Here is a 24,887-nt window from a genome sequence, read left to right as displayed (position 1 = left end):
CTGCCTCACCGTTGTCGGTGGGGTCTGGTTGACTGTCGCCGTGGACCTGCCGATCAACCCGCCGGTGGAGCCGATGCTCGCCCGCAGCGTCGCGTCGATCCCCACCGGGCCGGGCATGACCTACGAACCCAAGTGGGACGGTTTCCGCTGCATCATCTTCCGCGACGGCGACGAGGTGGAGCTGGCCAGCCGGGGCGGCAAGCTGATGACCCGCTACTTCCCCGAGGTGGTCGAGCAGGCCCGCCGACAGTTGCCGGCACGCTGCGCGGTCGACGGCGAGCTGATCGTGATCCGCCGCGACAGCCCGAACGCCGCGCCCCGGCTCGACTTCGAGCTGCTGGCCCAACGCATCCACCCGGCCGCCTCCCGGGTGAAGCTGCTCGCCGAGACCACGCCCGCCGACTTCGTCGCCTTCGACCTGCTCGCCCTCGACGGCGAGAGCCTGCTCGACGTGCCCTACCCGACCCGACGCGCTCGGCTGGAGCAGGCCCTGGCCAAGGTCCGCCCGCCGGTGCACGTCACCCAGATCACCACCGACGCCGACACCGCCCGTCGCTGGTTCGACGTGTTCGAGGGCGCCGGGCTGGACGGGCTGATCGCCAAACCCGCCGACCTGCCCTACGAGCCGGGCAAGCGGCTCATGTTCAAGGTCAAGCACGCCCGCACCGCGGACGTGGTGGTCGCCGGGTTCCGCTGGCACAAGTCCGGCCCGGTGGTCGGCTCGCTGCTGCTCGGGCTCTACGACGACGCGCAGGTGCTGCACCACATCGGGGTGAGCGCCTCGTTCACCATGGCCCGCCGGGCCGAGTTGCTGGAGGAGCTGGCCCCCTACCGCGAGGTCGGAGCCGAACACCCGTGGGTGCACGGCGACCACGAGCGCGGCCAACGCATCCCGGGCGGGGTCAGCCGGTGGACCGGCACCAAGAACCTGGAATGGGAGCCGCTGCGCCCGGAGCTGGTGGTCGAGGTGGCCTACGACGCGATGGAGGGTGACCGGTTCCGGCACACCGCCCGGTTCGTCCGCTGGCGGCCCGACCGCGACCCGCTCTCCTGCCGGTACGACCAGTTGGACCGGCCGGTCCGGTTCGACGTGGACCAGGTCCTGCGCGGCGATCCGACGGTGACGGTCGGGTCCGGCACCGGCTCCGCGTAGCCTGACGATCGCACCGATCACGGAGGCTCGCTCGTGACCCGTACTACCGACCCGATCCGCCGCCGCCGACGGCTGACCATCGCCGGCCTGGTGTCCGCTGCGGTGGTCGCCGCCGGATGCACCCTGCCGGCACTCGCGCCGCGCAGCGACGTCGAGGGCGAGGCCGCCCCACCGGGCACGACACCGACCTGGCAGGCCTGCCCGGAGGTGGCCGACGAGGTGGTCGGGCGGGGCGCGCCCGGCATCCGGTACGAATGCACCCGCATCCAGGTCCCCCGCGACTGGGCCGGCGGCAGCGGCGCCACAACAGGTCCCGGCGCCGGCGAGACCTTCGAGATCGCCCTGATCCGGGCCCGCTCCGACAAGCAACGCGACCGCATCGGCTCCCTGCTGGTCAACCCCGGTGGCCCCGGCGGCTCGGGCGTGGACACCGCCGTCTACCTCTCCTTCGGCGAACAGTACGGCGGCCTGCCCGACCGCATCATGGAACGCTTCGACATCGTCGGCTTCGACCCACGCGGGGTGGCCCGGTCCAGCCCGGTGGAGTGCATCTCCGACGCCGACCTCGACGCCGTCTTCGGCTCCGACCCCGACCCGCAGAACCAGGAATCCTTCGACGACCTCGTGGCGCTGGCCAACCGCATCGGCCGGGGCTGCGGCGACAAGTACGGCGACCAACTCCCGCTGTACGGCACCGAGCAGGCCGCCCGGGACATGGACGCGATCCGCGCGGCGGTCGGCGACGACAAGCTCACCTACCTGGGCTACTCCTACGGCACCCTCCTCGGTGCCACGTACGCCCAGCTGTTCCCCGCCCGGGTGCGGGCGCTGGTGCTCGACGGCGCGATCGACCCCCGACAGGGCCTGATCGAGGGATCGGAGAGCCAGGCCAAGGGCTTCGAGCGGGCCTTCGACAACTTCCACAGGTGGTGCGCGGCCAACGCCGCCCGCTGCCCGATCGCGCCCGACGCCCGCGCCGCCGTCATCTCCGCCATCGACAAGGCCCGGGTGTCACCGGCCCGTTCCGCCGACGGCCGGGAAGCCACCGCCGGCTGGGTCTTCTACGCGGTCATCTCCTCGCTCTACACCGAGAGCGGCTGGCAGGAGCTGGCCCGCGCCATCGACCAACTGGAGGGCGGCAACCCGCAGGGCGTGTTCCGCCTCGCCGACAGCTACGCCGACCGCGACGACAAGGGCCACTACACAAACCTCTTCGACGCCAACACGGCGATCAACTGCGCCGACGAGGAGGAACGGCCCAACCTCGACCGCATCCGCCAACTGCAGTCCCAGTGGCGCACGCAGTACCCGCTGTTCGGCCCGGCGCTGGCCACCGGCCTGATCTCCTGCACCGAATGGCCCGGCGGCAGCGACCCCTACCCCACCGGCCGCGCCGACGGCGCCCCACCGATCCTGGTCGTCGGCACCACCGGCGACCCGGCAACGCCGTACGAGCAGACCCCGGCCCTGGCCGAGATGCTCGGGGTGGGGCGGGTGCTCACCTGGGAAGGCGAAGGCCACACGGCGTACCCGCAGACCGCCTGCATCACCCAGGCCGTCGACGCGTACCTGATCGACCTCACCGTCCCCGCCGAAGGGAAACGCTGCCCCGCCCGCTGACTTCCGGCCTCACTTCCCCTGCCGGCACCCGCAGGCATTCGGGCTCTGCGGGAAGCGCCCGCCCGCGGCACGACGTGGCAGCAGGCTGGCACCGCGGCCGACCCGAGCATGATCACCTCGATCATCAGGACGTCATCGCGGTGCGACGCCGGGGCGTGACCATTGCGCGGTGGGGCGGCCGTTGAGACGCCACGGGTGCCCGGTGACCCGTGGCCAGCCTTCAGGCGAGTTTTCCCAGTTCTCCTGCCGGCCGTACACCGTGAGGTCCAGGGCGTGGTAGGTGGTCGTCAACGCCTCCACGCCCCGCCCGGTGGTCCAGTAGGTCTCATAGACCTTGTCGCCGTCGCGCAGGTAGCACGCGATGAACCCGGAGCCGCGACCGTCGGCCAGAGCCGGGTCGGAGTCTCTCGCCGAATACCAGGGGAACCTGTAGCCCATGAACTCCGCGAACCGGGCACTTTCGTCGTAGGGACCCTCGCAGAACACGGCGTAGGTGACGTCCCGAGCGTGCAGGTAGTCCAGCATCTGCATGTGACAGGTCGAGAAGGTGCACCCCTCACACTGCTGCTCGTACGGCTTGCCGTCGTGCCACATGTGGAAGTAGGCGATGAGCATCCGGCGGCCCTCGAACACCTCCACCAGCGGGGTGTCCCCGCCAGGGCCCCGCACCGTCACCGTCGGCATCAAGGTCATCGGCAGCTGGCGACGGGCGGCTGCGATCGCGTCTCCTTCGCGGGTATGGGCCTTCTCCCGGACCAGCAGTTCGTCGCGCTCGCGCAACCAGGTCTCCCGGTCGACGACCGGGGGCGCGGCGGCGCTGGACGCGGGGATTGCCGTCATGGCTGTCTCCTTCGTGCAGTGGGGATCGGTCACAGGTACAGACGACCGAGTCGACGGTCGTCATCGGTGACCGATGACGGATGGGTCCTCAGTCGTCAGTACGGTGGTGAGGACCACTCAGCCCCGGGGAAGTCACATGTCCGAATCGCCTGATGAGCCGGCGGTCTGGCTTCAGCGCGCCTTCGACGAGCACCGGCGTGAGCTACACGTCCACTGCTACCGCCTCGCCGGGAACGTCACCGACGCGGACGACCTGGTGCAGGAGACCTTCCTGCGGGCCTGGCGGGCTCGCGACCGCTTCGAGGGTCGGGCGTCGGCGCGCACCTGGTTGTACCGGATCGCCACGAACGTCTTCCTCGACAGCCGCAAGGCGGCCGGTCACCGGACGGTACCGTACGGTGATCCGCTGGAGTGGTCCACCGAGCTCGGTCCCTATCCCGACGCCCTGCTGGCCGACGATCCGCAGACCGGTCTCGCCGCCCGGGAGACCGTCGAGCTGGCCGTGATCGCAGCGCTCAGGTACCTGCCGCCGCGGCAGCGGGCGGCCTTCGTGCTGCGCGACGTCTACGGCTGGACGCCGCAGGAGATCGCCGCCGCGCTCGACACCGCCGTAGCGGCCGTCAACAGCCTCCTTCAGCGGGCCCGCCACACTCTTCGGCGGCACGCTCCGTCGGACCCGAAGGACTGGCGCCGCCCGCAGCTCACCAGTGAGGACGAAGAGATCCTGCGCCGCTACGCCAACGCGAAGGACCCGGAGACGGTCCGGGCACTGCTCGCCGAGGACGTACGGATCACGATGCCGCCCGAGCCGCCGGTCGTCGGGATCGACGCGGCCGCGGAGTTCCTCGGCCGACCGCTCGACTGGCGTACGTTCCCCACCTCGGCCAACGGGCGCCCGGCGCTGATCAACTATCTCCGCCGGCCCGGCAGCCCGCGCTACGAGGCGTTGGTCGTCGACGTACTCCGGATCGAGAACGGGAAGATCGTAGAGAGCAACGCCTTCATCGGTGCCCGTCACGTCGCCGCCTTCGGCATGCCCGCCACGCTCGAGCCCTAGACGAGTAAGTCTCAAGCTAGGTGGTTGCCTGAGCCCCCAGCCGGGGTGTACTCCCCTTCGCTCATCAGCTCATCCTGTCGTCACCGGGATGCCGAGATTGCCATGCCCGTTCGTCGGGCGCTGCCCGGTGCGGTAGAGCCCGACCACGCGCACGACCGCGTCGCGGTCGCCGGTGACGTGCACGTCACCGGCGCGTTCGGCGTCGGCGAGCGGCAGGCCCTCGAACAGGATGCCGCCCCACACTGTCGAGTCGGCGGTCACCGTCGCCACCGGCTCCTCGGCGAACCCGACCTGGATCGTGAGAGTCCGGTCCACGGCGGTCAGGTGGTACCGGTGTACCGGTGGGTCGGGCCGGCGGGCGTCGTACAGGTGAAGGGCGATCGGCGGCAGGGCGGCGAGCAGGGGCGGCGCCATGGTGCGCATGGCGAGGACCGTCGCGTCGGGAGTCATGCCACCGCAGGTGTCCGGGGCCGGGCCGGTCGCGTACCACTGTCCCAGCGCCGCGAGGACCGTCTCCAGGCCCTGGCCCCACGTGGTGGCGGCGTACGCCTGGGTGTGGGGTTGATCGGTGAGCGTGACCTGCTCGACGATGCCGGCCTGCTGCAGCGACCGAAGTCGGTCGCTGAGGACGGCCGGGGTGATGCCGCGAGCCGCCTCCGCCAGGTCCGAGAAACGTTTCGGTCCGAGAATCAGTTCGCGTACGACGATAAGCGTCCATCGGTCGCCCACCAGGTCGAGCGCGTTCGCCGCCCGGCAGGCGTCACCGAGTTCGGCGTAGGTCCGCTTGATAGGCAACCAGATCAGCCGTCCCTTCTGCCCGGAGACACAGTGCCAGGATGGCTCCACACCCGCACCGACTATGTTTAAGGTACCGGCATGGAGAATATCGACAGCAGTCCGCTTCCTCCCATCGTCGACCGGGAGACCTGGCTGCGGGAGCGGGATGCTCTCCTGCCCCGCGAGAAGGCCCATACCCGCGAGGGTGACGCGATCGCCGCTGCTCGGCGCCGCCTGCCGATGACCGAGATCCAGCCCGTCGAACTCATCGGCGAGCGGGGCCTGACCTCGCTGCCCGACATCTTCGAGGGCCGCGACCAACTCGTCGTCTACAAGCACATGTGGCACCTCGGCAAGCCGCTCGAGGGGCAGTGTGAGGGCTGCACCCTCAGCATCTGGGACTTCCAGAACGCGGTCTACCTTGAGGAGTGCGGCATCACCTTCGCCGTCTTCTGCGAAGGGCCGTACGAGGAGATCGCGCCGTTCCGGGAGTTCATGGGCTACACCCACCCGTGGTATTCGACGTACGGTGTCGACGAGCCGGCCTTCGCCGACAACGGTGCCATCGCCTGCTACCTCCGTCAGCACGACCGGGTCTTCCTCACCTACGAGACGACCAGCCGGGGCGTCGAGGCGATCATGGGCTCACTCAAGCTGCTCGACATGACCGTCTACGGCCGCCAGGAGGAGTGGGAGGACTCGCCCGAGGGCTGGCCGCAGCGTCCGCCGTACAGCTTCTGGCGCAGGGACGGCCGGCCGACCGCGCAGTGGACCCGCCCGCAGGTCACGCCGGTCACACCCGCCGGCGCATCCCACTGCCACTGACGACTACGCCGACCAGGCCGGGCTGCCAGGGCAACCAGCGGAAACGAACGGCACGGCAGCTTGCCTGACCAGTTTGTGCCCGTTCTACTGGCCGCATGGTTCGGATCGCCGTGTGCACTTGCGCGCTGCTGCTGGCCCTGGCCGGTTGCGCCGGGGACCATTCGCGTCCGCTGACCACCGAGACGTCGACTGTCCGAGGGCCCGCCAGCCCTACCAGTGCGGGAGGCAGCCTCCTGACAGGGGAAGGCTTCCAGACGCTGGTCGCGGCCACCGAAGTGCATTTCCTCGCCGCGTTGCGCGGTGAACTTAGGGTCGGCAGCGGCGGATGCCTGGTCCTGCGCGACGCCGAGATGCAATCGTACGTGGTGGTCTGGCCCCCGGGCGTCACGCTGCTCACCGACGGCAGAATCGGCGTACGGGTGCCCAAGGTTGGCGCGTTGACGGCGGGCGACCGGATTTCCGCTGGCGGCGGATACGAGGAACTGCCGACCGTCGCACAGCCCTCCGACCTGTATCCGTTGGTCCCGCCCGAATGCAACGATGTGGCGGCGATCGCGTTGGTCGGTAGCGTCGGCAAGAGCGCGTAGGTCGTACTCGTAGCCTCCGACCTTTCCGGTCGCCATCAGGTCAACTGGTGCTTGTGGGAACGATGCCGAGGCTGACCAACCAGGCCCCTTGGTAGACGACGACTGGTTTGCCGGTGCCGTCCCGGCGAGCGATCATGACGACGTCGAGATCTCCTGGCGCTGTCCGGCTGTTGAGCGGACGCAGCGAGATCAGCAGGTGCTGCTGGTCCGGTGTGAGGATTACGTTGGCGACCCGCTGGTCGGGGCCGGCGCCGGTGGGAATCTCCACCCTGCCGCCGGAGCTGTCGGTCACCAGCAGCCGATCCACCCGCTCGCGTCCGCTCTCGGCGAGCAGGGTGTGCAGCACCGCGCCGTCACCGAGGGTCTCTCGGGGAAAGGTTCCAGGCGGGGCGCTGGTGACCGTACCGTCGGGGCTGAGGGTGAGGGTCTGCTTGCCTGGCGCGAACCACAGCGCCGACAACGCGGCTGCGTCGGTCGGCGGGAATTCGTGCCGCCACACCGTCACCTCCGACGCCTCCGGGGTGTTCGGGTGGGAGGTCGCGGTCGCGGTGGAGAGTCGTACCGACCAGGCGCGGCTGGGCCGGGGCACCCGTTGGCGGGGGTCCGGACCGGCCTCCAGCTCGACGACCAGGGCGTGGTCGCCGGAAACCGTCGCGGTGACGGTGCCGGTCACCGGCGGCAGCTCCGCCGGCCGGTCGGGCTGCTCGGTGCCGTCGCCGACCACCGGGGTGACCGCGCCCGACTTCAGGTCGAGTACGGAGAGTCGGCCCTTGCCGGAGCGGGTGTCCACCACGATGGCGCGCCGCCCGTCCGGGGCGAAGGCGACCTCGCCGACCGGGGAGAGCAGGTCACGTACCTCCCCCTTCGGGGTGACCAGGCTGATCCGGCGGGTGCCGGGAACGGGCCGACGCAGCACGGCGAACCCATCGCTGGTGAAGACCCCGGGGAACTCCGCCCCGCGGTCCGCCCCGCTGACCGTCACGGTGGGCCGGGACTGGCCGGTCCTGGTGTCCGCGATGACGAGTTGCCGAGGGTCCTGGCTGGTGAGCGCGGCGAGGTAGCGGCCGTCGGGTGTGGCGGCGATCGGCTTCGACGGCAGCTCGACGGCCGGGCTCGCCGCCCCGGACGCCAGGTCGATCCCGCCGTACCGGCCGCTCTGTCCCTGCTCCCAGATCACCCCGCCCCGGTCAGCGATCTTGCAGAATGCCTCGACCGCCGGCAGCCCGACCCTGCCGTCGCCGGTCACGGTGAGACAACGGGATTCCGTGATCGACAGGTTGGATTCGACACTGAAGGCCCGATCGGCGTACCCAAAATCGGGCAGCGTGACGTCGCGCAGGCGGCCGTCGACGAGTACGGCGTCACGGCGATCCTCACCCAGCCCTCGGGCGACGGTCGGGAAACGGGGATCACCGCCGAGAGCGACCTGGGTGTGTCGCCGGGCGGGCGTCAGGCCGGCGAGGTCATCGCCGAACCGTTCCAGCGCGAGCAGCCCTGTCGCCTCGTCGGTCAGGGGAACCGCAAGCAGCGCCGGACCGAGCCCACGCACCTCGGCCGGCACCTGCGTCACTCGGACGGGCAGATCGTCCTGTTCCGCTTGGGTGCAGCTCGTGGCCGTGGTCAGCACCAGCAGTGCAAGCGCAATCGACGCAGCCTGGCGGATAACAGTCATCCGGGCATTGTGATCCCCTTCGACAAGCCGCCGCTCCGGAGCGGGGCCCGAAGGTTCATGCCCGACACCGACCTGCCGTCCGGTATGTGGCCGTTTGCGGGGCGCACCGATCGGTCGACGGCGGAATGACGCCCGGCCACGGGTCGTTGTACATGGCATACCGCGAGGGCCTCCCCCCGCCACGCGGTCTCCCGGAACCCCGTGGAATGTGGGGCCGCCCGGGATCGTTACATCCCTCGGACGCCCGAGCACCTCGCCGGGCGTTCCTCTTTCCCCCCGCAGCACGGCACGCCCGAACCGGCTGATTCCTGCTGCGTACCCCCGAACGGAAGGTGTGACTCAATCATGCGTACCACCCTCCTGCGTAAGACCGCCCTGACCTTCGCCGCTGCCGCCGCCACCGCCGGTGGCATCGCCGGCCCCGCCGTCGCCGCCCACGCCGCCCCCGCTGGCGTGCAGGCCGACCGCAAGCCCAGCGACGAGCGCCAGCTCGACGTGCGCTACGAAGCCCAGCCCAACTTCTACTTCTGCGGCCCCGCCGCCGCCCGCAACGCCCTGAGCGTGCAGGGCAAGAACATCGACGTGTACGACATGGCCGAGCGGATGGGCACCACCGAGGCCGGTACCGACTCCATCAACGACATCACCCCGGTGCTGAACAAGGAGACCGGCAAGGACGTCTACAAGTCGGTGGAGATCCGTGACGCCAAGGCCGCCGAGAAGCAGACCGACAAGCTGCGCGAGGACATCAAGCGCACCGTCGACGACGGCCGTGCCGTGGTCGCCAACATCGCCGGCACCGCCACCGACACCGACGGCGTCGCCCACAGCTTCGAAGGCGGCCACTACGTCAGCGTCACCGGTTACGACGACGAGGGCAAGACCGTGACCATCGCCGACTCCGCCAACCCCGCCCAGGCCTCGTACCAGATGGACATCAAGACCCTGGCCAACTGGATCGCTACCCGCGGTTACAGCGCCGCCAGCTGACGATCCGACAACTGAACACCCGAAGGGCCGGCCCCCAGGTGGGGTCGGCCCTTCGGTCTGCCACAGACCAGTCGCCGTGGGTGTGCGATTCTCACGGGATGAGCGACGTGATCTTCCGTGCGGCGATCCGGGCCGACCTGCCCGCCGTACTCGACCTGCTCGCCGACGACATGCTGGGGCGCACCCGGGACGTCGGCGAGGTCGACGCCACCTACGAAAAGGCGTTCGCGGACATCACCGCCGACCCGCGCAACCACCTCGTCGTCGCCGAGGCCGGCGGCGAGGTGGTCGGCTGCATGCAGCTCACCTACATCCCCGGGCTCGGTCGGCAGGGTGCCGAACGGCAACTGATCGAGTCGGTACGGGTCCGCTCGGACCGGCGCGGTCAGGGCTTCGGCCGACTCATGATGACCTGGGCGATCGATCAGGCACGGCAGCGCGGCTGCGGCCTGGTGCAGCTCACCACCGACAAGAGCCGCCACGACGCCCACCGCTTCTATCTGGGCCTCGGCTTCGTGGCCAGCCACGAGGGCATGAAGCTCAGCCTCTGACGCCTGTCGGCGGGTCGGCCAGCTGGGGACGCCCGACCTCGCAGTCGAGCCGCACCCCGCAAGGTCACGCTCGATCTGGGATCGAGTGGCCTCGCCGCGAACGGGAAGCCACTCGATCCAGGATCGAGTGTGACCGTGCAGAGCATGCCCCGCCCGGCAGTAAGCACCGCGGCAGACACGGACCAACACGACGGCGTGCGGGCCCGAAGCAACGCGGCGGGGTGGGTCAGCGGGGGCGGTCGCGGTCGCGGGAGGGCTGGACCCGCTTGGGTTCGCCGGGCATCTTGGGGTGGTCCGGTGGGTAGGGCAGGTCGCCCTCGCCGGCTGCGGCGTCCCGCTCGGCCCACTCCAGCAGCGGGGTGATGTCCCATCCGGCGTCGTCGATGCCGGCGTGCGGGTCACCCTGCTCGGCCAGCCGCTGCGGGACGGTACGCAGGTCGAAGTCGTCCGGGTCGACGTCGGGCAACTCGTCCCAGGTGACCGGGGTGGAGACGGTCGCCCGGGCGTTGGCCCGCAGCGAGTACGCGCAGGCGATGGTGCGGTCCCGGGCCATCTGGTTGTAGTCGACGAAGACCCTCTCGCCGCGTTCCTCCTTCCACCAGGCGGTGGTGACCAGGTCGGGGCGGCGGCGGGCCAACTCCCGGGCCAGCGCGATGGTGGCCCGGCGCACCTCGACGAAGCTCCAGCGTGGCTGGATGCGCAGGTAGACGTGCACGCCTCGGCCGCCGGAGGTCTTCGGCCAGCCGGGGACGCCCAGCTCGTCGAGGATGACGTGCAGCTCGCCGGCGGCGGTGGCCGCGTGGGCGAAGTCGGTGCCGGGCTGCGGGTCGAGGTCGACGCGCAGCTCGTCGGGGCGGTCGGGCTCGGCGGCGCGCACCGGCCACGGGTGGAACACGACGGTGCCCATCTGCGCCGCCCAGGCCACGTGGGCCAGGTCCACCGGGCAGAGCTCCGCGGCGGTGCGCCCGCTGGGGAAGGTGATCTCGGTGGTGCGCACCCAGGGTGGTACGCCCCGGGTCGGCACCCGCTTGGAGAAGAACATCTCCCCCTCGATGCCGTCGGGGAAGCGTTGCAGGGTGGTCGGCCGCTCGCGCAGGGCGCGCATGATGCCGTCGCCGACGCCCAGGTAGTAGCCGAAGACGTCGGCCTTGGTGAAGCCGCGCTTCGGGAAGATCACCCGGTCCGGGCTGGACAGCCGTACGGTGTGTCCCGCGACCTCGATCTCCTCGGCCGCCGCCTTCGTGCCTGCCATTTCGCGACCATATGCGATGGGTCCGACGTTCGACGTACCGTTGACGGGTGAGTCTTCCCGACAGCGAACTGCCCCGCACCGAGGACGAGTGGCGGGTCCGGCTCAGCCCCGAGGAGTTCCGGGTGCTGCGCGAGCACGGCACGGAGCCGGCGTGGACCGGCGAGTACGTCGACACCAAGACCCCCGGCATGTACCGCTGCCGCGCCTGCGGTGCGGAGTTGTACCCGAGTGACACCAAGTTCGACTCGCACTGCGGGTGGCCGAGCTTCGACGACGCCATCCCGGGTGCGATCAAGGAGATCGAGGACAACTCCCTCGGCATGCGGCGCACCGAGATCCGCTGCGCCCGCTGCGACAGCCACCTGGGGCACGTCTTCCGTGGTGAGGGCTTCACCCCGAAGGACACCCGGCACTGCGTGAACTCCCTTTCCATCCGCCTGGACCCCAGCACCCCCTGAGCCGGTCAGGCCGCTGCCGGGTGGGCGGCCAGCATCGCGACCTGGGCGGTACGGGACTGCTCGATGCGTCGGGCGAGGTCGCGTACCCGCTCGTCGGTGCCGGCTGCCAGGTGCGCGCGGGCCAGGTCGGCGGCGCCCTTCTGGTGGGCGCCGAGCACCTCGACCAGCACCCGGTCGACCTCGCCGGCCGGGGCGTCGCGCAGCCGGGCCAACTGGTCCGGGCCGGTGCCGTGGCCGGCGTGCTCGTCGGCGCGGGCGCTGCGCCCGGCCTGCGCCAACCAGCCGCGTGCGGTGGCCAGTTCGTCGGCCTCGGTCACCTCGATGGCGGCGATCAGGGTCCGCAGCTCGGGGTCGGCGAGCCGGTCGTGGACCAGCCGGGCGATCTGCAGGGTCTGCTCGGTGTGCCCGGCCATCATCGACAGAAACAGCAGGTCGATGCCGGCCATCCCGGTGGCTGCCGGCGTACCGGATCCGGCGGGTCGCGGTGCGTCGAGAGCGGGTGACGCCGTCGGGCCGCCGGTCGCCGATGCGGTCGCGGCCGGCGGTGCCGGCGCGCCGCCACCGCCGTGCTGCCCGCCGCAACCGGTGGCGAACAGCACGGCGGTCAGGGCCAGCACCGCCCGGAGGCGGGCCGGCGGGAGGTGCGGCCGGGACCAACCGCACCTCCCGCTGCTCAGACCAGGCTCCACAGCGCTGGTACGTTCGGTGGCTCCCAACCGGCGATCGCGGTGTGCGCCTGCCGGCAGCGGTACGTCCGACCGCCGTAGGTGACCTGGTCGCCGACGGCGTACGCGCGCCCCGCGGTCCAGGTGCCACCGGCCGGCGGGTTGCTGGTCGGCGCGACGGTCGGGGTGGGCGACGGTGCCGGCGGGGTGGTCGGGCTCGGGCTCGGCGGCGGGTTGCCGCCACCGCCGATCTGCAGGTCGACGCAGGAGTAGAAGGCGTTGGCGGTGTCGGCGATGTTCCAGACGGCCAGCAGCTTCTGGCGGCCGGAGTAGCCGGACAGGTTGACGCTGTGCGAGACGGTGGGGCCCGGCTGGCGTCCGCCGCCGCTGAACACGGCGACCCGGGTGTTACCGATGTAGTACTCCCAGTCGCGGGTGGCGTGCATCGCGGTGTTGACCCAGGTGAAGGTGACAGTGGTGCCGACCGAGGTGGCGGGCCAGCCCCGGTTGTCGTCGTTGAGGACGGCGAAGTGGGAGATGTTGGCGTGGCAGTTGCGCAGCCCCTTGGGGCCTTCCACGCTCTGCGGTTCCCAGCGGATCTGCCCGCAGTCGGGGACCCGGTTCTGGGCGCAGAGCGCCTGCCGGCTGGGCGGTGACGAGACGTAGCCGTGGGCCTGGGCGGGGGCGGCGACGGCCAGGGTGGCGACCATGGCACCCGTCGCAAGCAGCGGGAGAGTGATTCTTCGACGCATGGCGGCGGCTCCTTCGCGGCATGTTGCCTGGTGAGGTGCCACCAACATAATTTAAACAATGTTAACAGTAAAGACCGCTATCAATAAAAGTGGCGGCGATCAGAGCAGCAGCAGGCCGCCCTGGTCGTCCACCCGGTCGGCGGACTCGTCGTCGAACCACAGCCCACCGGTGGCCAGGTAACGGAAGCGGTGCTGCCCCGGCCCCAGCCGTACGGTCACCGTCCGGGTGCCGTCCCGGCGGGCCACCAGCACGTGTTCACCGGGCTGCCAACCGTTGAAGGACCCGACCACGCTGACCGTTCCCGGTGGGGTGTCTCGGGGAAGGCAGAAGGTGACCCGAGTCTGGCTGCCGAAGAGTCGGTTCCGCTTGATCATCATTCCTCCCGGTTCGCGCACTTCACCGAAAGGCGGCGGCCGAGCCGCCGCCGGCCAGGTCACCAGGTACAACGGCCGATCTGCGGCGAGCGACACGCCGCCCCGTCCGGGCGATCCGCGCCGATTCCGGCCACCCCGGCCGATCGCGTGCCACACGCTGAGGACAACAACCGGCTATCGAGGGGATGCGTCGTGGCGACGTGCGAGGTCTGCGGAAACGACTACTGGCTGGCCTTCGAGGTACGCACGGTCAGCGGCGACGTGCACACCTTCGACAGCTTCGAGTGCGCCGCACACAAGCTGGCCCCGATCTGTGAACACTGCCAGGTGAAGATCATCGGGCACGGGGTGGAGGTTTCCGGGCGCTTCTTCTGCTGCGGTCACTGCGCCCGCGCGGTGGAGGCCGAGCAGGGCGCCCAGATCCGCGACACCGTCGGTGCCCGCCCCGCCTGACCGAGCACCTCACCACGGCTGACCGCGCACGCCCCGACCAGGCGCGCACCCGCCCCGCCTGACCAGGAACGCTCCCCGTCGCGGCTGACACCCACCCGCGACCGGCGGCCGGTCGGTGACGCCCTAGCCTGGGCCGATGCCGAGCACACAGCTGCGGGTCGCCGGTTTCGCCGACCTCGACGCCCGCACCTTTCACGACCTGGTACGGCTGCGCGTCGACGTGTTCGTGGTCGAGCAGGAGTGCGCGTACCCGGAACTCGACGGCCGCGACGTCGAACCCGGCACCCGACACCTCTGGCTGGCACGCGACGGCGCTGTCCTGGCGTACCTGCGAATCCTGGCCGACCCCGACGGCGTGGCCAGGATCGGTCGGGTGGTGGTGGCGCCGTCGGCGCGCGGCGCCGGGCATGCCGGACGGCTGGTAGTCGCGGCGCTGGCCGAGATCGGCGACCGACCGTGCGTGCTGGAGGCGCAGTCGCATCTGGTCGACTTCTACGCCCGGCACGGGTTCACGGTCAGCGGCCCGGAGTACGTCGAGGACGGCATCCCGCACACCCCCATGCGCCGCGACCCCTGATCCGGCCGCAGCGATTGACGGATGGCGATGTTTTGTGCCATTCTTCCGCACGGAGCCAATAACCGCAGTGCCACGCGGACCGGCGCGGGAGAGGCAACTCCCGGGCGTTCGGGCGATGTCGCAATCCGACGACTCCCCCTGGGGGCTCCACGCATGTCCAAAATGCTCAAACCCGCCAGGCTGGCCGGCCTGCTCGCCACCGCGGCAGCCGCCACCCTGCTCGTCTCCACCGCCCTGGTCAACTCCGCCTCCGCACACGGCTCGGTCGTCAACCCCGGCGCCCGCGCCTACAGCTGCTGGGAGCGCTGGGGTGGCGACCACATGAACCCTCGGATGGCCACCGAGGACCCGATGTGTTGGCAGGCCTGGCAGGCCAACCCGCAGGCCATGTGGAACTGGAACGGCCAGTTCCGTGAGGGCGTCGGCGGCAACCACCAGGCCGCCATCCCGGACGGCCAGCTCTGCTCGGGCGGCCGCGCCGAGGGTGGGCGCTACAACGCCCTGGACACCATCGGCGCCTGGCGGACCACCCAGGTCTCCAACAGCTTCCGGTTGAAGTTCTTCGACCAGGCCAGCCACGGGGCCGACTACATCCGGGTGTACGCCACCAAGCAGGGCTTCGACGCGCTGACCAAGCCGCTGGCCTGGTCGGACCTGGAGCTCGTCGGGCAGATCGGCAACACCCCGGCCTCCCAGTGGCAGCGTGAGGTCGACGGAGTCTCCATCGAGATCCCGGTGAACGCGCCGGGCCGCAGCGGCCGGCACATCATCTACACCATCTGGCAGGCCAGCCACTTCGACCAGTCGTACTACCACTGCAGCGACGTGCAGTTCGGTGGCAGCACCAACCCGCCGCCCACCACGCCGCCGCCGACCACTCCCCCGCCCACGACCCCGCCGCCCACCACTCCCCCGCCGTCCACTCCGCCGCCCAGCAACCCGCCGCCGGCGGGTGCCTGCTCGGCGACGTACCAGGTGACCAACAGCTGGTCCGGTGGCTTCCAGGGTGAGGTGAAGGTGACTGCGGGCAGCGCGGCCATCCGCAGCTGGCGGGTGACCTGGACGTACGCCAACGGTCAGCAGGTCAGCCAGGCGTGGAACGCCACGCTCAGCTCCAGCGGCTCCACGGTGACCGCCACCAACGTCAGCTACAACGGCAGCCTCGGCTCCGGAGCCAGCACCACGTTCGGCTTCCTGGCATCCGGCTCCAGTGCCAGCGCACCCACGCTGACCTGTACGGCCACCACCTGATCCCGAGCGGGGTCGCGCCCTTCTCCCTCGGGCGCGGCCCCGCCCGGCTGGCCGACGGGCCGAGGCTGACGCGTCGGCCCGTCGGCGCCGGTGAGTGTTAACAGGGGGCCCTTGCTATGCACGAGGCGTTAACAAGGTGCCCTTCCTTTCACGCCAGGGCGGTGACGATGTCGGCGATCGAGCGGCGGCGGCCGGTGTAGAACGGCACCTCCTCGCGGACGTGCAGCCGGGCCCGCGAGGCGCGCAGGTCCCGCATCAGGTCCACGATCCGGTGCAGCTCGTCGGCCTCGAAGGCGAGCATCCACTCGTAGTCGCCGAGCGCGAACGAGGCCACCGTGTTGGCGCGTACGTCCGGGTAGCCCCGGGCCATCTGGCCGTGCTCGGCGAGCAGTTCCCGCCGCTCCGCGTCGGGCAGCAGGTACCAGTCGTACGAGCGGACGAACGGGTAGACGCACAGGTAGGCGCGGGCCTCCTCACCGGCGAGGAAGGCCGGGATGTGGCTCTTGTTGAACTCGGCCGGCCGGTGCAGCGCCATCTGCGACCAGACCGGGGTCATCGCCCGCCCCAGCGTGGTGCGCCGGAACCGCAGGTAGGCGTCCTGGAGGGCGTCGCTGGACGAGGAGTGCCACCAGATCATCAGGTCGGCGTCGGCGCGCAGCCCGGCCACGTCGTACGTGCCCCGGACCACCACGTCCTTGCCGGCCAACTCCTCGATCAGCGACTCGACCTCGCCGGTGACGTTGTCGCGCAGCGACGGCAGCGGGGCGCTGACCCGGAACACCGACCACATGGTGTAGCGGATGGTGGAGTTGAGTTCCTTCAGCCGGGCCGCGTTGCTCTGCTCGGTCATCTCGCCGATCCTCCCAATGCTGTGATGATCTCCTCGGCTGCCGTCTCGCCGGAGCGGACGCAGACCGGGATGCCCACGCCGTCGTAGCCGGCACCGGCCAACGTCAGCGTCGGATGCGCCGCCCGCAGGACGGCCCGCGCGGCGGCGATCCGATCGAGGTGGCCGGGGGTGTACTGCGGCAACGCCCCACCCCAGCGCTGCACGTGCCCGGCGATCGGGGCGGGCAGCGGCGTGCCGAGCACCGCCGACAACTCCCGGTGCACGGTGGCGGCCAGGTCCTCGTCGGAGCGCTGCAACTGGGCCTCGTCGCCGTAGCGGCCCACCGAGGCGCGCACCAGCGCCACCCCGTCGTCGCGACGCAGGTGCCCCCACTTGGTGGTGAAGAACGTGGACGCCTTGATCAGCAGCCCTTCGGTGCCGGGCACCAGGAAGCCGGACAGCTGCGGCAGCGTCGGCTCGGGCAGGGCCAGGGTGACAAGCGCGACGCTTGCGTAGTCCAGCCCGCCGATCTTGGCCGCCACCGCGTCGGCCACGTCGGTGAGCAGCCGGGCCGCCGGCCGGGCCGGCACCGCCAGCACCACCGCGTCGACGTCGACGTGCTCCGGGTCGCGGGTCGGGCCGACGGTCAGCCGCCAGCCGGTGCCGGTCGGGGTGAGTTCACGGACCGCGGCGTTGGTGCGGATGGTCGCCCCGCTGGCCGTGGCGGCGGCCTCGACCAGGGTGCTCAGCCCGCCGTCGAGGGTGCCGAAGATCGGTTGGCCGGTGTATCGGGGGGCGGCGGCCTGCGCCGCCCGGACCGCGTCGAGCAGCGTGTGCCGGGTGCGGGCGGCGCGGGCCAGGGCGGGCATGGTGGTGGCCAGGGACAGGTCGTCGGCCCGGCCCGCGTACACGCCGCCGAGCATCGGGTCGACCAGCCGGTCGACCACGTCGTCGCCGAACCGGGCGCGGACCAGCGCGCCGACGGAGACGTCGTCGGTGGCACCGAGCAGCGGCGCGCCGCCGTCGTGGTCGGCCTCCGGGGTCGGCCGGGCCACCGTCGCCACCTTCTCCAGATCCCCGGGTACGCCCATCAGCGTGCCGCCGGGGATCGGCCGCAACTGGCCGTCGACGGCGAGCGCCGCCTGCCCGACGGTGGGGTGCACGATGCGTTCGGTCAGCCCGAGGCGGCGGATCAGGGTCACCACCGCCGAGTCGCCGCCGGCCGGATCCCGCATCAGGAACGACTCGGCACCGAACTCCACCGGCCCGCCGAGCAGCTCACCGGTACGCAGCTTGCCGCCGAGCGCGCCGGACTGCTCGTACACGATGATCTCGGTGCCTTCCGGGGCGCGGTCGCGCAACCGGACCGCGGCGGCCAGGCCGGCGATGCCGCCGCCGACGACCGCCACCCGCCACCGCGACGCCATGGCGGTCAGGCCCCCTCGGCGGGGCGGGCGGACAGTTCGTGCACCAGGGCGACCACCCGGGTGAGCACCTCCGGGTCGGTCTCCGGCAGCACCCCGTGTCCGAGGTTGAACACGTGCCCGGGGGCGGCGCGGCCCTGGTCGAGGATGCGGCGCACCTCGGCCTCGATGACCGGCCACGGGGCGAACAGCAGGCACGGGTCGAGGTTGCCCTGCACGGCCTTGTCGGGCCCGATCCGGCAGGTCGCGACGTCCAGCGGGGTACGCCAGTCCACGCCGACCACGTCGGCACCGGCCTCACCCATCGCGCCGAGCAGCTCGGCGGTGCCCACCCCGAAGTGGATCCGCGGGATCCCCGCGTCGGCCAGCCCGGACAGCACGGTCGTCGAGTGCGGCAGCACGAACCGGCGGTAGTCGGCCTCGGAGAGCGCGCCCGCCCAGGAGTCGAAGAGCTGCACCGCGCTGACCCCGGCGGCGATCTGCACCCGCAGGAACGCCAGGGTCACCTCGGCGAGCCGGCCGGCCAGGGCGTGCCACAGCTCGGGGTCGCCGTACATCAGGGCCTTGGTCTTGACGTGGTTGCGCGACGGCCCGCCCTCGACCAGGTAGCTGGCCAGGGTGAACGGCGCACCGGCGAAGCCGATCAGCGGGGTGTCACCCAGTTCCTTGACAAGCATCCGGACCGCCTCGTCCACGTACGGGACGTCGTCGCGACCGATCGGGCGGATCCGCTGCACGTCGGCGGCGGTACGCACCGGCTCGGCCACCACCGGCCCGGTGCCGGGCACGATGTCCAGGTCGACCCCGGCGGCGGCGACCGGCACCACGATGTCGCTGAACAGGATGGCCGCGTCCACCTTGTGCCGGCGTACCGGCTGGAGGGTGATCTCGGTGACCAGGTCGGGGCGGCGGCAGGACTCCAGCATCGCCACGTTGGCCCGGATCTCGCGGTACTCCGGCAGCGACCGGCCGGCCTGGCGCATGAACCAGACCGGGGTGTGCGGGACGGGCCGGCGACGACACGCCCGCACGAAGGGCGAGTCGGCGGGCCCGCCGGGGCGGGAGGCGTCGTCTCGGGCAGCGGCGCCCGTGGTGTCGGTGGTCATCGCGGCAATCGTGCCACGCGCCCCATCCCGCTCCCTCCCCCACCGCCCACTTTGTGACGTGGCAGCCCTTCGAGGAAGCAAGGGGCAGGCGGTAGAGCCGCGGACCGCTGTCGACACCGCCGCTGGGCGGGTTCGTCGGCAGCCGGCGGATGATCACCAGCTGGTGATCCTCGGCGTGCCGTCACGGCGAGGCGGCGGGTGGCGGCTTAGGCTGCGGACATGGCCCCCCCGATCGCGCTTCCGGACACCTTCGCCCGCGCGGTCGCCGGGCTCCGGTCGGCGACGCCCCGGCCGGAGATCGGCCTGGAGGAGATCGGTGCCCCGCAGCGACTCGCGCCGTACGCCTTCGCGCTGTCCGCGTCGGTGCTGCGCGACGGCGACGAGGTGACCACCGGCCGGCTGATCCTGTTGCACGACCCGGTCGGACACGAGGCCTGGCAGGGCACCCTGCGGCTGGTCACCTACGTCACCGCCGAGTTGGAGAGCGACCTGGCCGCCGACCCGCTGCTGCCGGGGGTCGCCTGGACCTGGCTCACCGATGCCCTCGACGCCCAGGAGGCGGGTTACCGGGCCATCGGCGGGACGGTCACCCAGACGATGTCGAACCGGTTCGGGGATCTCGCCGGCCCGCCCGCGACCGCCGACATCGAGATCCGCGCCTCGTGGACGCCGACCGACGGCGACCTCACCTCGCACCTGTACGCCTGGTGCACCCTGCTCGCCTCCACCGCCGGCCTGCCGCCCCCCGGCGTCACCGCCCTGACCGACCGCCGAGCCGCCGCCACCGGCTGAGTCGGCTGGGTCGACACGCGGCGGGGGCGGGTGCGCGCGGTGTGTTCCGCTTCCGCACTAGGGTTGTCAGGTGACCGACGAACCACCCCTGCGCCGTCGGACCGCCGCAAGCCGTACGGGAAACGACATCGAGACCCCGCCGTCGGCGCGGCCGGAGCCGTCGGACGCGGGGACCGAATCCACCGGCGGCGAGTCCGTGCCGCTGACCGCCCCCCGCGAGGGCACCCCTGAGCCGGTGACCGTCCCGGAACAACTTGCCGAGGTGGTGGCCCGCTTCGCGGCCGGCAGCGGCCCGGTGGCCCTGGACGCCGAGCGCGCCTCGGGCTACCGCTACAGCCAGCGGGCGTACCTCGTGCAGTTGCGGCGCAGCGGCGCCGGTACCGCGCTGATCGACCCGTTGCCGCTGCCCGATCTCAGCGCGCTCGACGCCGTGATCGCGGACACCGAGTGGGTGTTGCACGCGGCCAACCAGGATCTGCCCTGCCTCGCCGAGTTGGGACTGCGTCCGCGACGGCTGTTCGACACCGAGTTGGCCGCCCGGCTCGCCGGATTCGAGCGGGTGGGCCTGGCCGCGCTCACCGAGCAGCTGCTCGGCTACAGCCTGGAGAAGCACCACTCGGCGGCGGACTGGTCCAGCCGGCCGTTGCCGGAGTCCTGGCTGACGTACGCGGCGTTGGACGTGGAACTGCTGACCGACCTGCGCGACGCCCTGGACGCGGAGCTGACCCGGCAGGGCAAGTCGCAGTGGGCGGAGGAGGAGTTCGCCGCCCTGGTGCAGGCCGGCACCCGCCCGCCCCGGGTACGCGCCGAGCCCTGGCGCCGTACCTCCGGCATCCACCGGGTCCGTGGCGCACGGGCGCAGGCCCGGGTGCGGTCCCTGTGGTATGCCCGCGACCAGATCGCCGCCCGCCGGGACTCGGCACCGGGCCGGGTGCTGCCCGACTCGGCCATCGTGGCGGCGGCGGAACTGGACCCGAAGGACGAGAAGACGCTGCTCACCCTGCCCGGTTTCGGCGGCCGGTCGGTACGCCGACTGGCCCGGACCTGGCTGGCGGCGCTGGACGACGCGCGGCAGTTGCCGGACGAGGATCTGCCGGTGACGCCGACGGTGGAGGGCCCACCCCCGCCGCACCGCTGGGCCGAACGGGATCCGGCCGCGGCCGCCCGACTGGCCCGTTCCCGCGAGGTGGTGCTGCGGCTGGCCGGCGAGCACAATCTGCCGCCGGAGAACCTGATCTCCCCAGACACGGTCCGCCGGCTCGCCTGGCAGCCCCCCGAGGAGATCACCGAAGCCACCGTCGCCGACGCCCTACGCACCCTCCACGCCCGCGAATGGCAGATCACCCTCCTCCTCCCCGCCCTGGCCCAAGCCCTCCTCCCCACCTGACAGCCCCTTTCGGGTGGCATGAAGGAAGGGTGGGGTGTGGGCTGGGCCACAGGGTGGGGTGGGGCAGGGATTGTTACTGGCGGGTAGCATTCGGGGAAATGCCAGTGCCGGCTAGGAGGCTCCAGTGCCCCGTGAAGTTCGGGATGTCGTCTTCGTCGACGGCGTCCGTACCCCGTTCGGCAAGGCGGGTGGCATGTACGCCAACACCCGCGCCGACGACCTGGTGATCCGATGCATTCGCGAACTGCTACGCCGTAACCCGCAGCTGCCCCCGGAGCGGGTCGAGGAGGTGGCCATCGCCGCCACCACCCAGATCGGTGACCAGGGTCTGACCATCGGCCGTACCGCCGCTCTGCTGGCGGGTCTGCCCAAGAGCGTCCCCGGCTTCGCCATCGACCGGATGTGCGCCGGAGCGATGACCGCCGTGACAAGCGTCGCCAGCGCCATCGCCGTGGGCGCGTACGACGTGGCGATCGCCGGCGGCGTCGAGCACATGGGCCGCCACCCGATGGGCGAGGGGGTCGACCCCAACCCGCGCATCGTCGCCGAGAAGCTGGTCGACCCGTCCGCGCTGGTCATGGGCGCCACCGCGGAGAACCTGCACGACCGGCTGCCGCACATCACCAAGGAGCGCACCGACGCCTTCGCGCTCGCCTCCCAGCAGAAGACCGCCAAGGCGTACGCCAACGGCAAGCTCCAGGACGACCTGGTGCCGGTGGCCATCCGGGACGAGGAGGGCGGCTGGGGCCTGGCCACGGCCGACGAGGCCCCCCGCGACACCTCGCTGGAGAAGCTGGGCAGCCTCAAGACCCCGTTCCGCCCGCACGGCAAGGTGACCGCGGGCAACGCCGCCGGTCTGAACGACGGCGCCACCGCCAGCCTGCTGGTCGCCGAGGACGTCGCCCGCGAGCTGGGCCTGCCGGCCGCCATGCGCCTGGTGTCGTACGGCTTCGTCGGCGTCGAGCCCGAGGTGATGGGCGTCGGCCCGATCCCGTCGACGGAGAAGGCCCTGCGCATCGCCGGGCTGACCATCGACGACATCGGCCTGTTCGAGCTGAACGAGGCGTTCGCCGTACAGGTGCTCGCCTTCCTCGACCACTTCGGCATCGCCGACGACGACCCGCGGGTCAACCAGTGGGGCGGCGCGATCGCCATCGGTCACCCGCTGGCTTCCTCGGGCGTACGGCTGATGACCCAGCTCGCCCGGCAGTTCGCCGAGCACCCCGAGGTCCGCTACGGCCTCACCGCCATGTGCATCGGCATCGGCATGGGCGGCACCGTGATCTGGGAGAACCCGCACTGGGAGGGTGAAGACAAGTGAGCGCGCTCACCGCACCGAACGAGGTGGTCACCCGGGCCCTGCTGCGCCAGGTGAACGTGCCGGGGCTGGACCGCCCGGCCGCCCTGATCACCCTCGACAACGGATTCGACCACACCAAGCCGAACACCTTCGGCCCCGGTGGCCTGGCCAGCCTGGACGAGGCGATCAGCGCCGCCCTGGCCGCCGAGCCGGCGTTCATCGCGGTCACCGGCAAGCCGTACATCTTCTGTGTCGGCGCGGACATCACCAGCCTGCCGCTGCTGGCCGACCGGGAGCAGGCGCTGGCCATCGGCCAGTTGGGCCACCGGGTCTTCGCCCGGCTCAAGGACAGCCAGATCCCGACCTTCGCCTTCGTCAACGGCGCGGCGATGGGTGGCGGCCTGGAGCTGGCCCTGCACTGCCACTACCGGACCCTGTCCGCCGGTGCCGCCGCCCTGGCGCTGCCGGAGGTCTCCCTGGGTCTGATCCCGGGCTGGGGCGGCACCCAGCTGCTGCCGAACCTGATCGGCATCCCGGCGGCCACCCAGGTGATCATTCAGAACCCGCTCATGCAGAACAAGATGCTCAAGCCCAAGCAGGCCGCTGAGCTGGGCATCGCCGACGTGCTGCTGGAGCCGGCCGACTTCCTGGAGCGGTCCCTGGAGTGGGCCGCCGGCGTGGTCCGGGGCGAGGTCACGGTGACCCGGCCCGAGGTCGACAAGGACATGTGGGCCGGGGTGCTCTACTTCGCCCGGCAGACCCTCGACCAGCGGCTGCACGGCGCGGTCCCGTCCGCGTACAAGGCGCTGGATCTGCTGGAGACGGCGAAGGACGCCGACTTCGCCGCCGGCACCGCCGCCGAGGACGAGGCCCTGGCCGACCTGATCTTCTCCGAGGAGTTGCGCAGCGGCCTGTACGCCTTCGACCTGGTGCAGCGGCGGGCCAAGCGGCCGGCCGGGGCACCGGACAAGGGCCTGGCCCGCCCGGTGACCAAGGTGGGCATCGTCGGCGCCGGCCTGATGGCCAGCCAGCTGGCCTTGCTGTTCGCCCGTCGCCTCCAGGTGCCGGTCGTGATGACCGACCTGGACCAGGCGCGGGTCGACAAGGGTGTGGGCTACGTGCACACCCAGATCGAGAAGCAGGTCAGCAGGGGCCGAATGGACAAGGGTACGGCCGCCAAGCTGTACGGCCTGGTCAGCGGCTCGGTGGACAAGTCGGCTTTTGCTGACTGTGACTTCGTCATCGAGGCGGTCTTCGAGGACCTGAACGTCAAGAAGCAGGTCTGGGCCGAGCTGGAGAAGATCGTCAAGCCGGAGGCGGTGCTGGCGACGAACACCTCCTCGCTGTCGATCACGGCGATGGCGGCGGAACTGGAGCACCCGGAGCGGGTGGTCGGCTTCCACTTCTTCAACCCGGTGGCCGTACTGCCGCTGCTGGAGATCGTCCGGGGCGAGCGCACCGACGACGCCACGCTGGCCACCGCCTTCGCGGTCGGCAAGCAGCTGAAGAAGTCGTCGGTGCTGGTCGCCGACGCCCCGGCCTTCGTGGTGAACCGGCTGCTCACCCGCTTCCTCGGGGCGATCTTCGCCGCAGTGGACGCGGGCACCCCGCTGGAGGTGGCGAACCGCGCGGTGGACCCGCTGGGCCTGCCGATGCGTCCGCTGGCCCTGCTCCAGTTGGTCGGCCCGGCCGTGGCGTACCACGTGGGCGGCACCCTGCACGCCGCCTTCCCGGAGCGCTTCGGCATCAGCGAGAACCTCAAGCGGATCGCCGACTCCGGCCAGCCGATCGTCGTCGACGACGAGATCAACGCCGAGGTGGCGAAGCTGCTGGTGGTCGGCGACCAGCCGCTCACCGAGGAGCAGGTGCGGCAGAACGCGCTGGACGCGCTGGCACAGGAGATCCGGCTGATGCTCGACGAGGGTGTCGTGGCGCAGGCGCAGGACATCGACCTGTGCATGATCCTCGGCGCCGGTTGGCCGTTCCACCTGGGCGGCGTCACGCCGTACCTGGACCGGACCGGCACCAGCGAGCGGGTGACCGGCCAGCGGTTCCTGCCGCGCGGGGTGGCCAGCCTGGCCGGCTGACCCCACCCGAGCACACCGGATCGCGGTGGTCGCCCCTCCGGGGGCGGCCACCGCGATCTCATTTGGTGGCCGCCCGCGGCCTGGTGTCCGGGGGTCAGCTGCCGCCC

The 24,887-nt window shown here is 71.5% G+C and carries 25 protein-coding genes; 15 read left to right on the top strand and 10 right to left on the bottom strand.

The features are described 5' to 3' along the window. The first annotated feature begins 40 nt into the window (after window positions 1-40). Window positions 41-1,153 (top strand): ATP-dependent DNA ligase, encoded by a 1,113-nt coding sequence (locus VAB18032_RS08285; RefSeq protein WP_043723460.1) that lies wholly within the window; start codon window positions 41-43, stop codon window positions 1,151-1,153. A 54-nt stretch (window positions 1,154-1,207) separates the two neighbouring features. Further along, window positions 1,208-2,773: an alpha/beta hydrolase gene (locus VAB18032_RS08280; protein ID WP_043723457.1), complete on the top strand. Its 1,566-nt coding sequence runs from the start codon at window positions 1,208-1,210 to the stop codon at window positions 2,771-2,773. Between the two features lie 132 nt (window positions 2,774-2,905). On the opposite strand, the gene VAB18032_RS08275 is transcribed toward VAB18032_RS08280, so the two are convergent. After that, window positions 2,906-3,613 (bottom strand): DUF899 family protein, encoded by a 708-nt coding sequence (locus VAB18032_RS08275; protein ID WP_013732346.1) that lies wholly within the window; start codon window positions 3,611-3,613, stop codon window positions 2,906-2,908. A 136-nt stretch (window positions 3,614-3,749) separates the two neighbouring features. On the opposite strand from VAB18032_RS08275, the gene VAB18032_RS08270 reads away from it, so the two are divergent. Then, window positions 3,750-4,670, top strand: a complete 921-nt coding sequence (locus VAB18032_RS08270; protein ID WP_013732345.1) for an RNA polymerase subunit sigma-70 — start codon at window positions 3,750-3,752, stop codon at window positions 4,668-4,670. 69 nt (window positions 4,671-4,739) lie between these two features. Here VAB18032_RS08270 and VAB18032_RS29970 read toward each other — a convergent pair whose 3' ends face one another. Next, window positions 4,740-5,516 (bottom strand): winged helix-turn-helix transcriptional regulator, encoded by a 777-nt coding sequence (locus VAB18032_RS29970; RefSeq protein WP_013732344.1) that lies wholly within the window; start codon window positions 5,514-5,516, stop codon window positions 4,740-4,742. 30 nt (window positions 5,517-5,546) lie between these two features. Between VAB18032_RS29970 and VAB18032_RS08260 the strand changes: the two genes are divergently transcribed. Beyond that, window positions 5,547-6,272 (top strand): DUF899 family protein, encoded by a 726-nt coding sequence (locus tag VAB18032_RS08260; protein ID WP_013732343.1) that lies wholly within the window; start codon window positions 5,547-5,549, stop codon window positions 6,270-6,272. Between the two features lie 95 nt (window positions 6,273-6,367). Further along, the gene (locus VAB18032_RS31545; RefSeq protein WP_013732342.1) at window positions 6,368-6,859 is read left to right on the top strand and encodes a hypothetical protein; all 492 of its coding nucleotides are present in this window, start codon (window positions 6,368-6,370) and stop codon (window positions 6,857-6,859) included. A 40-nt stretch (window positions 6,860-6,899) separates the two neighbouring features. Here the strand turns inward: VAB18032_RS31545 and VAB18032_RS08250 are convergent, their stop codons facing one another. Then, entirely contained in the window at window positions 6,900-8,531 is a 1,632-nt protein-coding gene (locus tag VAB18032_RS08250; RefSeq protein ID WP_148272218.1) for a TolB family protein, read from the bottom strand. 345 nt (window positions 8,532-8,876) lie between these two features. Between VAB18032_RS08250 and VAB18032_RS08245 the strand changes: the two genes are divergently transcribed. Together VAB18032_RS08245 and VAB18032_RS08240 are read left to right on the top strand one after the other, a co-directional pair. Then, window positions 8,877-9,521 (top strand): C39 family peptidase, encoded by a 645-nt coding sequence (locus VAB18032_RS08245; protein WP_013732340.1) that lies wholly within the window; start codon window positions 8,877-8,879, stop codon window positions 9,519-9,521. Between the two features lie 98 nt (window positions 9,522-9,619). Then, window positions 9,620-10,072, top strand: coding sequence for a GNAT family N-acetyltransferase (locus tag VAB18032_RS08240; RefSeq protein ID WP_043720086.1), 453 nt, complete (start codon window positions 9,620-9,622; stop codon window positions 10,070-10,072). Window positions 10,073-10,298: 226 nt separating this feature from the next. Here VAB18032_RS08240 and ligD read toward each other — a convergent pair whose 3' ends face one another. Next, window positions 10,299-11,324: a non-homologous end-joining DNA ligase gene (ligD, locus tag VAB18032_RS08235; protein WP_013732338.1), complete on the bottom strand. Its 1,026-nt coding sequence runs from the start codon at window positions 11,322-11,324 to the stop codon at window positions 10,299-10,301. A gap of 47 nt (window positions 11,325-11,371) precedes the next feature. Between ligD and msrB the strand changes: the two genes are divergently transcribed. After that, the gene (msrB, locus tag VAB18032_RS08230) at window positions 11,372-11,782 is read left to right on the top strand and encodes a peptide-methionine (R)-S-oxide reductase MsrB (protein WP_013732337.1); all 411 of its coding nucleotides are present in this window, start codon (window positions 11,372-11,374) and stop codon (window positions 11,780-11,782) included. A gap of 5 nt (window positions 11,783-11,787) precedes the next feature. Here the strand turns inward: msrB and VAB18032_RS08225 are convergent, their stop codons facing one another. From VAB18032_RS08225 to VAB18032_RS08215, 3 genes are all read right to left on the bottom strand, one after another. Beyond that, window positions 11,788-12,399, bottom strand: a complete 612-nt coding sequence (locus VAB18032_RS08225; protein ID WP_013732336.1) for a DUF305 domain-containing protein — start codon at window positions 12,397-12,399, stop codon at window positions 11,788-11,790. A gap of 56 nt (window positions 12,400-12,455) precedes the next feature. Beyond that, a complete protein-coding gene (locus VAB18032_RS08220; protein ID WP_043720080.1) occupies window positions 12,456-13,199 on the bottom strand; it encodes a lytic polysaccharide monooxygenase in 744 nt (247 codons plus the stop codon). Between the two features lie 99 nt (window positions 13,200-13,298). After that, window positions 13,299-13,574, bottom strand: coding sequence for an isoamylase early set domain-containing protein (locus tag VAB18032_RS08215; protein WP_013732334.1), 276 nt, complete (start codon window positions 13,572-13,574; stop codon window positions 13,299-13,301). A 192-nt stretch (window positions 13,575-13,766) separates the two neighbouring features. Here VAB18032_RS08215 and VAB18032_RS08210 point away from each other — a divergent pair, with 192 nt between their 5' ends. The 3 genes from VAB18032_RS08210 (at window position 13,767) to VAB18032_RS08200 (ending at window position 15,855) form a co-directional block, all read left to right on the top strand. Then, window positions 13,767-14,027 carry a hypothetical protein gene (locus VAB18032_RS08210; RefSeq protein WP_013732333.1) on the top strand — a complete coding sequence of 87 codons (261 nt, stop codon included), beginning with the start codon at window positions 13,767-13,769 and terminating at the stop codon, window positions 14,025-14,027. A gap of 136 nt (window positions 14,028-14,163) precedes the next feature. Next, entirely contained in the window at window positions 14,164-14,604 is a 441-nt protein-coding gene (locus VAB18032_RS08205) for a GNAT family N-acetyltransferase (RefSeq protein ID WP_013732332.1), read from the top strand. 162 nt (window positions 14,605-14,766) lie between these two features. Further along, complete coding sequence (locus VAB18032_RS08200; protein WP_013732331.1) at window positions 14,767-15,855, top strand: lytic polysaccharide monooxygenase auxiliary activity family 9 protein; 1,089 nt, start codon at window positions 14,767-14,769, stop codon at window positions 15,853-15,855. 148 nt (window positions 15,856-16,003) lie between these two features. On the opposite strand, the gene hemQ is transcribed toward VAB18032_RS08200, so the two are convergent. Genes hemQ through hemE form a run of 3 tightly spaced genes read right to left on the bottom strand, consistent with a single transcriptional unit; the run spans window position 16,004 to window position 19,214 of the window. Then, window positions 16,004-16,705, bottom strand: coding sequence for a hydrogen peroxide-dependent heme synthase (gene hemQ / locus VAB18032_RS08195; RefSeq protein ID WP_013732330.1), 702 nt, complete (start codon window positions 16,703-16,705; stop codon window positions 16,004-16,006). Continuing rightward, a complete protein-coding gene (hemG, locus tag VAB18032_RS08190) occupies window positions 16,702-18,111 on the bottom strand; it encodes a protoporphyrinogen oxidase (protein ID WP_013732329.1) in 1,410 nt (469 codons plus the stop codon). The genes hemQ and hemG overlap by 4 nt, the downstream gene beginning before the upstream one ends. A 5-nt stretch (window positions 18,112-18,116) precedes the next feature. Continuing rightward, on the bottom strand, window positions 18,117-19,214 hold the full coding sequence (gene hemE / locus VAB18032_RS08185) for a uroporphyrinogen decarboxylase (protein WP_013732328.1): 1,098 nt from the start codon (window positions 19,212-19,214) through the stop codon (window positions 18,117-18,119). 219 nt (window positions 19,215-19,433) lie between these two features. On the opposite strand from hemE, the gene VAB18032_RS08180 reads away from it, so the two are divergent. The 4 genes from VAB18032_RS08180 to VAB18032_RS08165 all read left to right on the top strand — a co-directional run bounded on the left by VAB18032_RS08180 (window position 19,434) and on the right by VAB18032_RS08165 (window position 24,780). Further along, complete coding sequence (locus VAB18032_RS08180; protein WP_013732327.1) at window positions 19,434-20,006, top strand: DUF3000 domain-containing protein; 573 nt, start codon at window positions 19,434-19,436, stop codon at window positions 20,004-20,006. Between the two features lie 70 nt (window positions 20,007-20,076). Further along, entirely contained in the window at window positions 20,077-21,393 is a 1,317-nt protein-coding gene (locus VAB18032_RS08175) for a ribonuclease D (RefSeq protein WP_013732326.1), read from the top strand. A 124-nt stretch (window positions 21,394-21,517) separates the two neighbouring features. Continuing rightward, window positions 21,518-22,714 carry a thiolase family protein gene (locus tag VAB18032_RS08170; RefSeq protein ID WP_013732325.1) on the top strand — a complete coding sequence of 399 codons (1,197 nt, stop codon included), beginning with the start codon at window positions 21,518-21,520 and terminating at the stop codon, window positions 22,712-22,714. After that, complete coding sequence (locus tag VAB18032_RS08165) at window positions 22,711-24,780, top strand: 3-hydroxyacyl-CoA dehydrogenase NAD-binding domain-containing protein (RefSeq protein ID WP_013732324.1); 2,070 nt, start codon at window positions 22,711-22,713, stop codon at window positions 24,778-24,780. The genes VAB18032_RS08170 and VAB18032_RS08165 overlap by 4 nt, the downstream gene beginning before the upstream one ends. Window positions 24,781-24,887: the final 107 nt, after the last annotated feature.

The sequence above is a fragment of the Micromonospora maris AB-18-032 genome, assembly GCF_000204155.1.
Classification (GTDB): domain Bacteria; phylum Actinomycetota; class Actinomycetes; order Mycobacteriales; family Micromonosporaceae; genus Micromonospora; species Micromonospora gifhornensis.
The sequence above is the reverse complement of the archived record's forward strand: the minus strand, read 5'-3'. Positions and strand labels throughout refer to the sequence as shown.

Bases quoted from the DNA above. Each gene is read 5' to 3' on its own strand.
- VAB18032_RS08275 (WP_013732346.1), bottom strand. From the start codon at position 3,613: ATGACGGCAATCCCCGCGTCCAGCGCCGCCGCGCCCCCGGTCGTCGAC.
- VAB18032_RS31545 (WP_013732342.1), top strand. From the start codon at position 6,368: ATGGTTCGGATCGCCGTGTGCACTTGCGCGCTGCTGCTGGCCCTGGCC.
- VAB18032_RS08200 (WP_013732331.1), top strand. From the start codon at position 14,767: ATGCTCAAACCCGCCAGGCTGGCCGGCCTGCTCGCCACCGCGGCAGCC.
- hemG (WP_013732329.1), bottom strand. From the start codon at position 18,111: ATGGCGTCGCGGTGGCGGGTGGCGGTCGTCGGCGGCGGCATCGCCGGC.
- VAB18032_RS08245 (WP_013732340.1), top strand. From the start codon at position 8,877: ATGCGTACCACCCTCCTGCGTAAGACCGCCCTGACCTTCGCCGCTGCC.
- VAB18032_RS08180 (WP_013732327.1), top strand. From the start codon at position 19,434: ATGGCCCCCCCGATCGCGCTTCCGGACACCTTCGCCCGCGCGGTCGCC.
- VAB18032_RS08260 (WP_013732343.1), top strand. From the start codon at position 5,547: ATGGAGAATATCGACAGCAGTCCGCTTCCTCCCATCGTCGACCGGGAG.
- VAB18032_RS08240 (WP_043720086.1), top strand. From the start codon at position 9,620: ATGAGCGACGTGATCTTCCGTGCGGCGATCCGGGCCGACCTGCCCGCC.
- hemQ (WP_013732330.1), bottom strand. From the start codon at position 16,705: ATGACCGAGCAGAGCAACGCGGCCCGGCTGAAGGAACTCAACTCCACC.
- VAB18032_RS08250 (WP_148272218.1), bottom strand. From the start codon at position 8,531: ATGACTGTTATCCGCCAGGCTGCGTCGATTGCGCTTGCACTGCTGGTG.
- VAB18032_RS08205 (WP_013732332.1), top strand. From the start codon at position 14,164: ATGCCGAGCACACAGCTGCGGGTCGCCGGTTTCGCCGACCTCGACGCC.
- VAB18032_RS08270 (WP_013732345.1), top strand. From the start codon at position 3,750: ATGTCCGAATCGCCTGATGAGCCGGCGGTCTGGCTTCAGCGCGCCTTC.
- VAB18032_RS08220 (WP_043720080.1), bottom strand. From the start codon at position 13,199: ATGCGTCGAAGAATCACTCTCCCGCTGCTTGCGACGGGTGCCATGGTC.
- VAB18032_RS08215 (WP_013732334.1), bottom strand. From the start codon at position 13,574: ATGATCAAGCGGAACCGACTCTTCGGCAGCCAGACTCGGGTCACCTTC.
- hemE (WP_013732328.1), bottom strand. From the start codon at position 19,214: ATGACCACCGACACCACGGGCGCCGCTGCCCGAGACGACGCCTCCCGC.
- ligD (WP_013732338.1), bottom strand. From the start codon at position 11,324: ATGGCAGGCACGAAGGCGGCGGCCGAGGAGATCGAGGTCGCGGGACAC.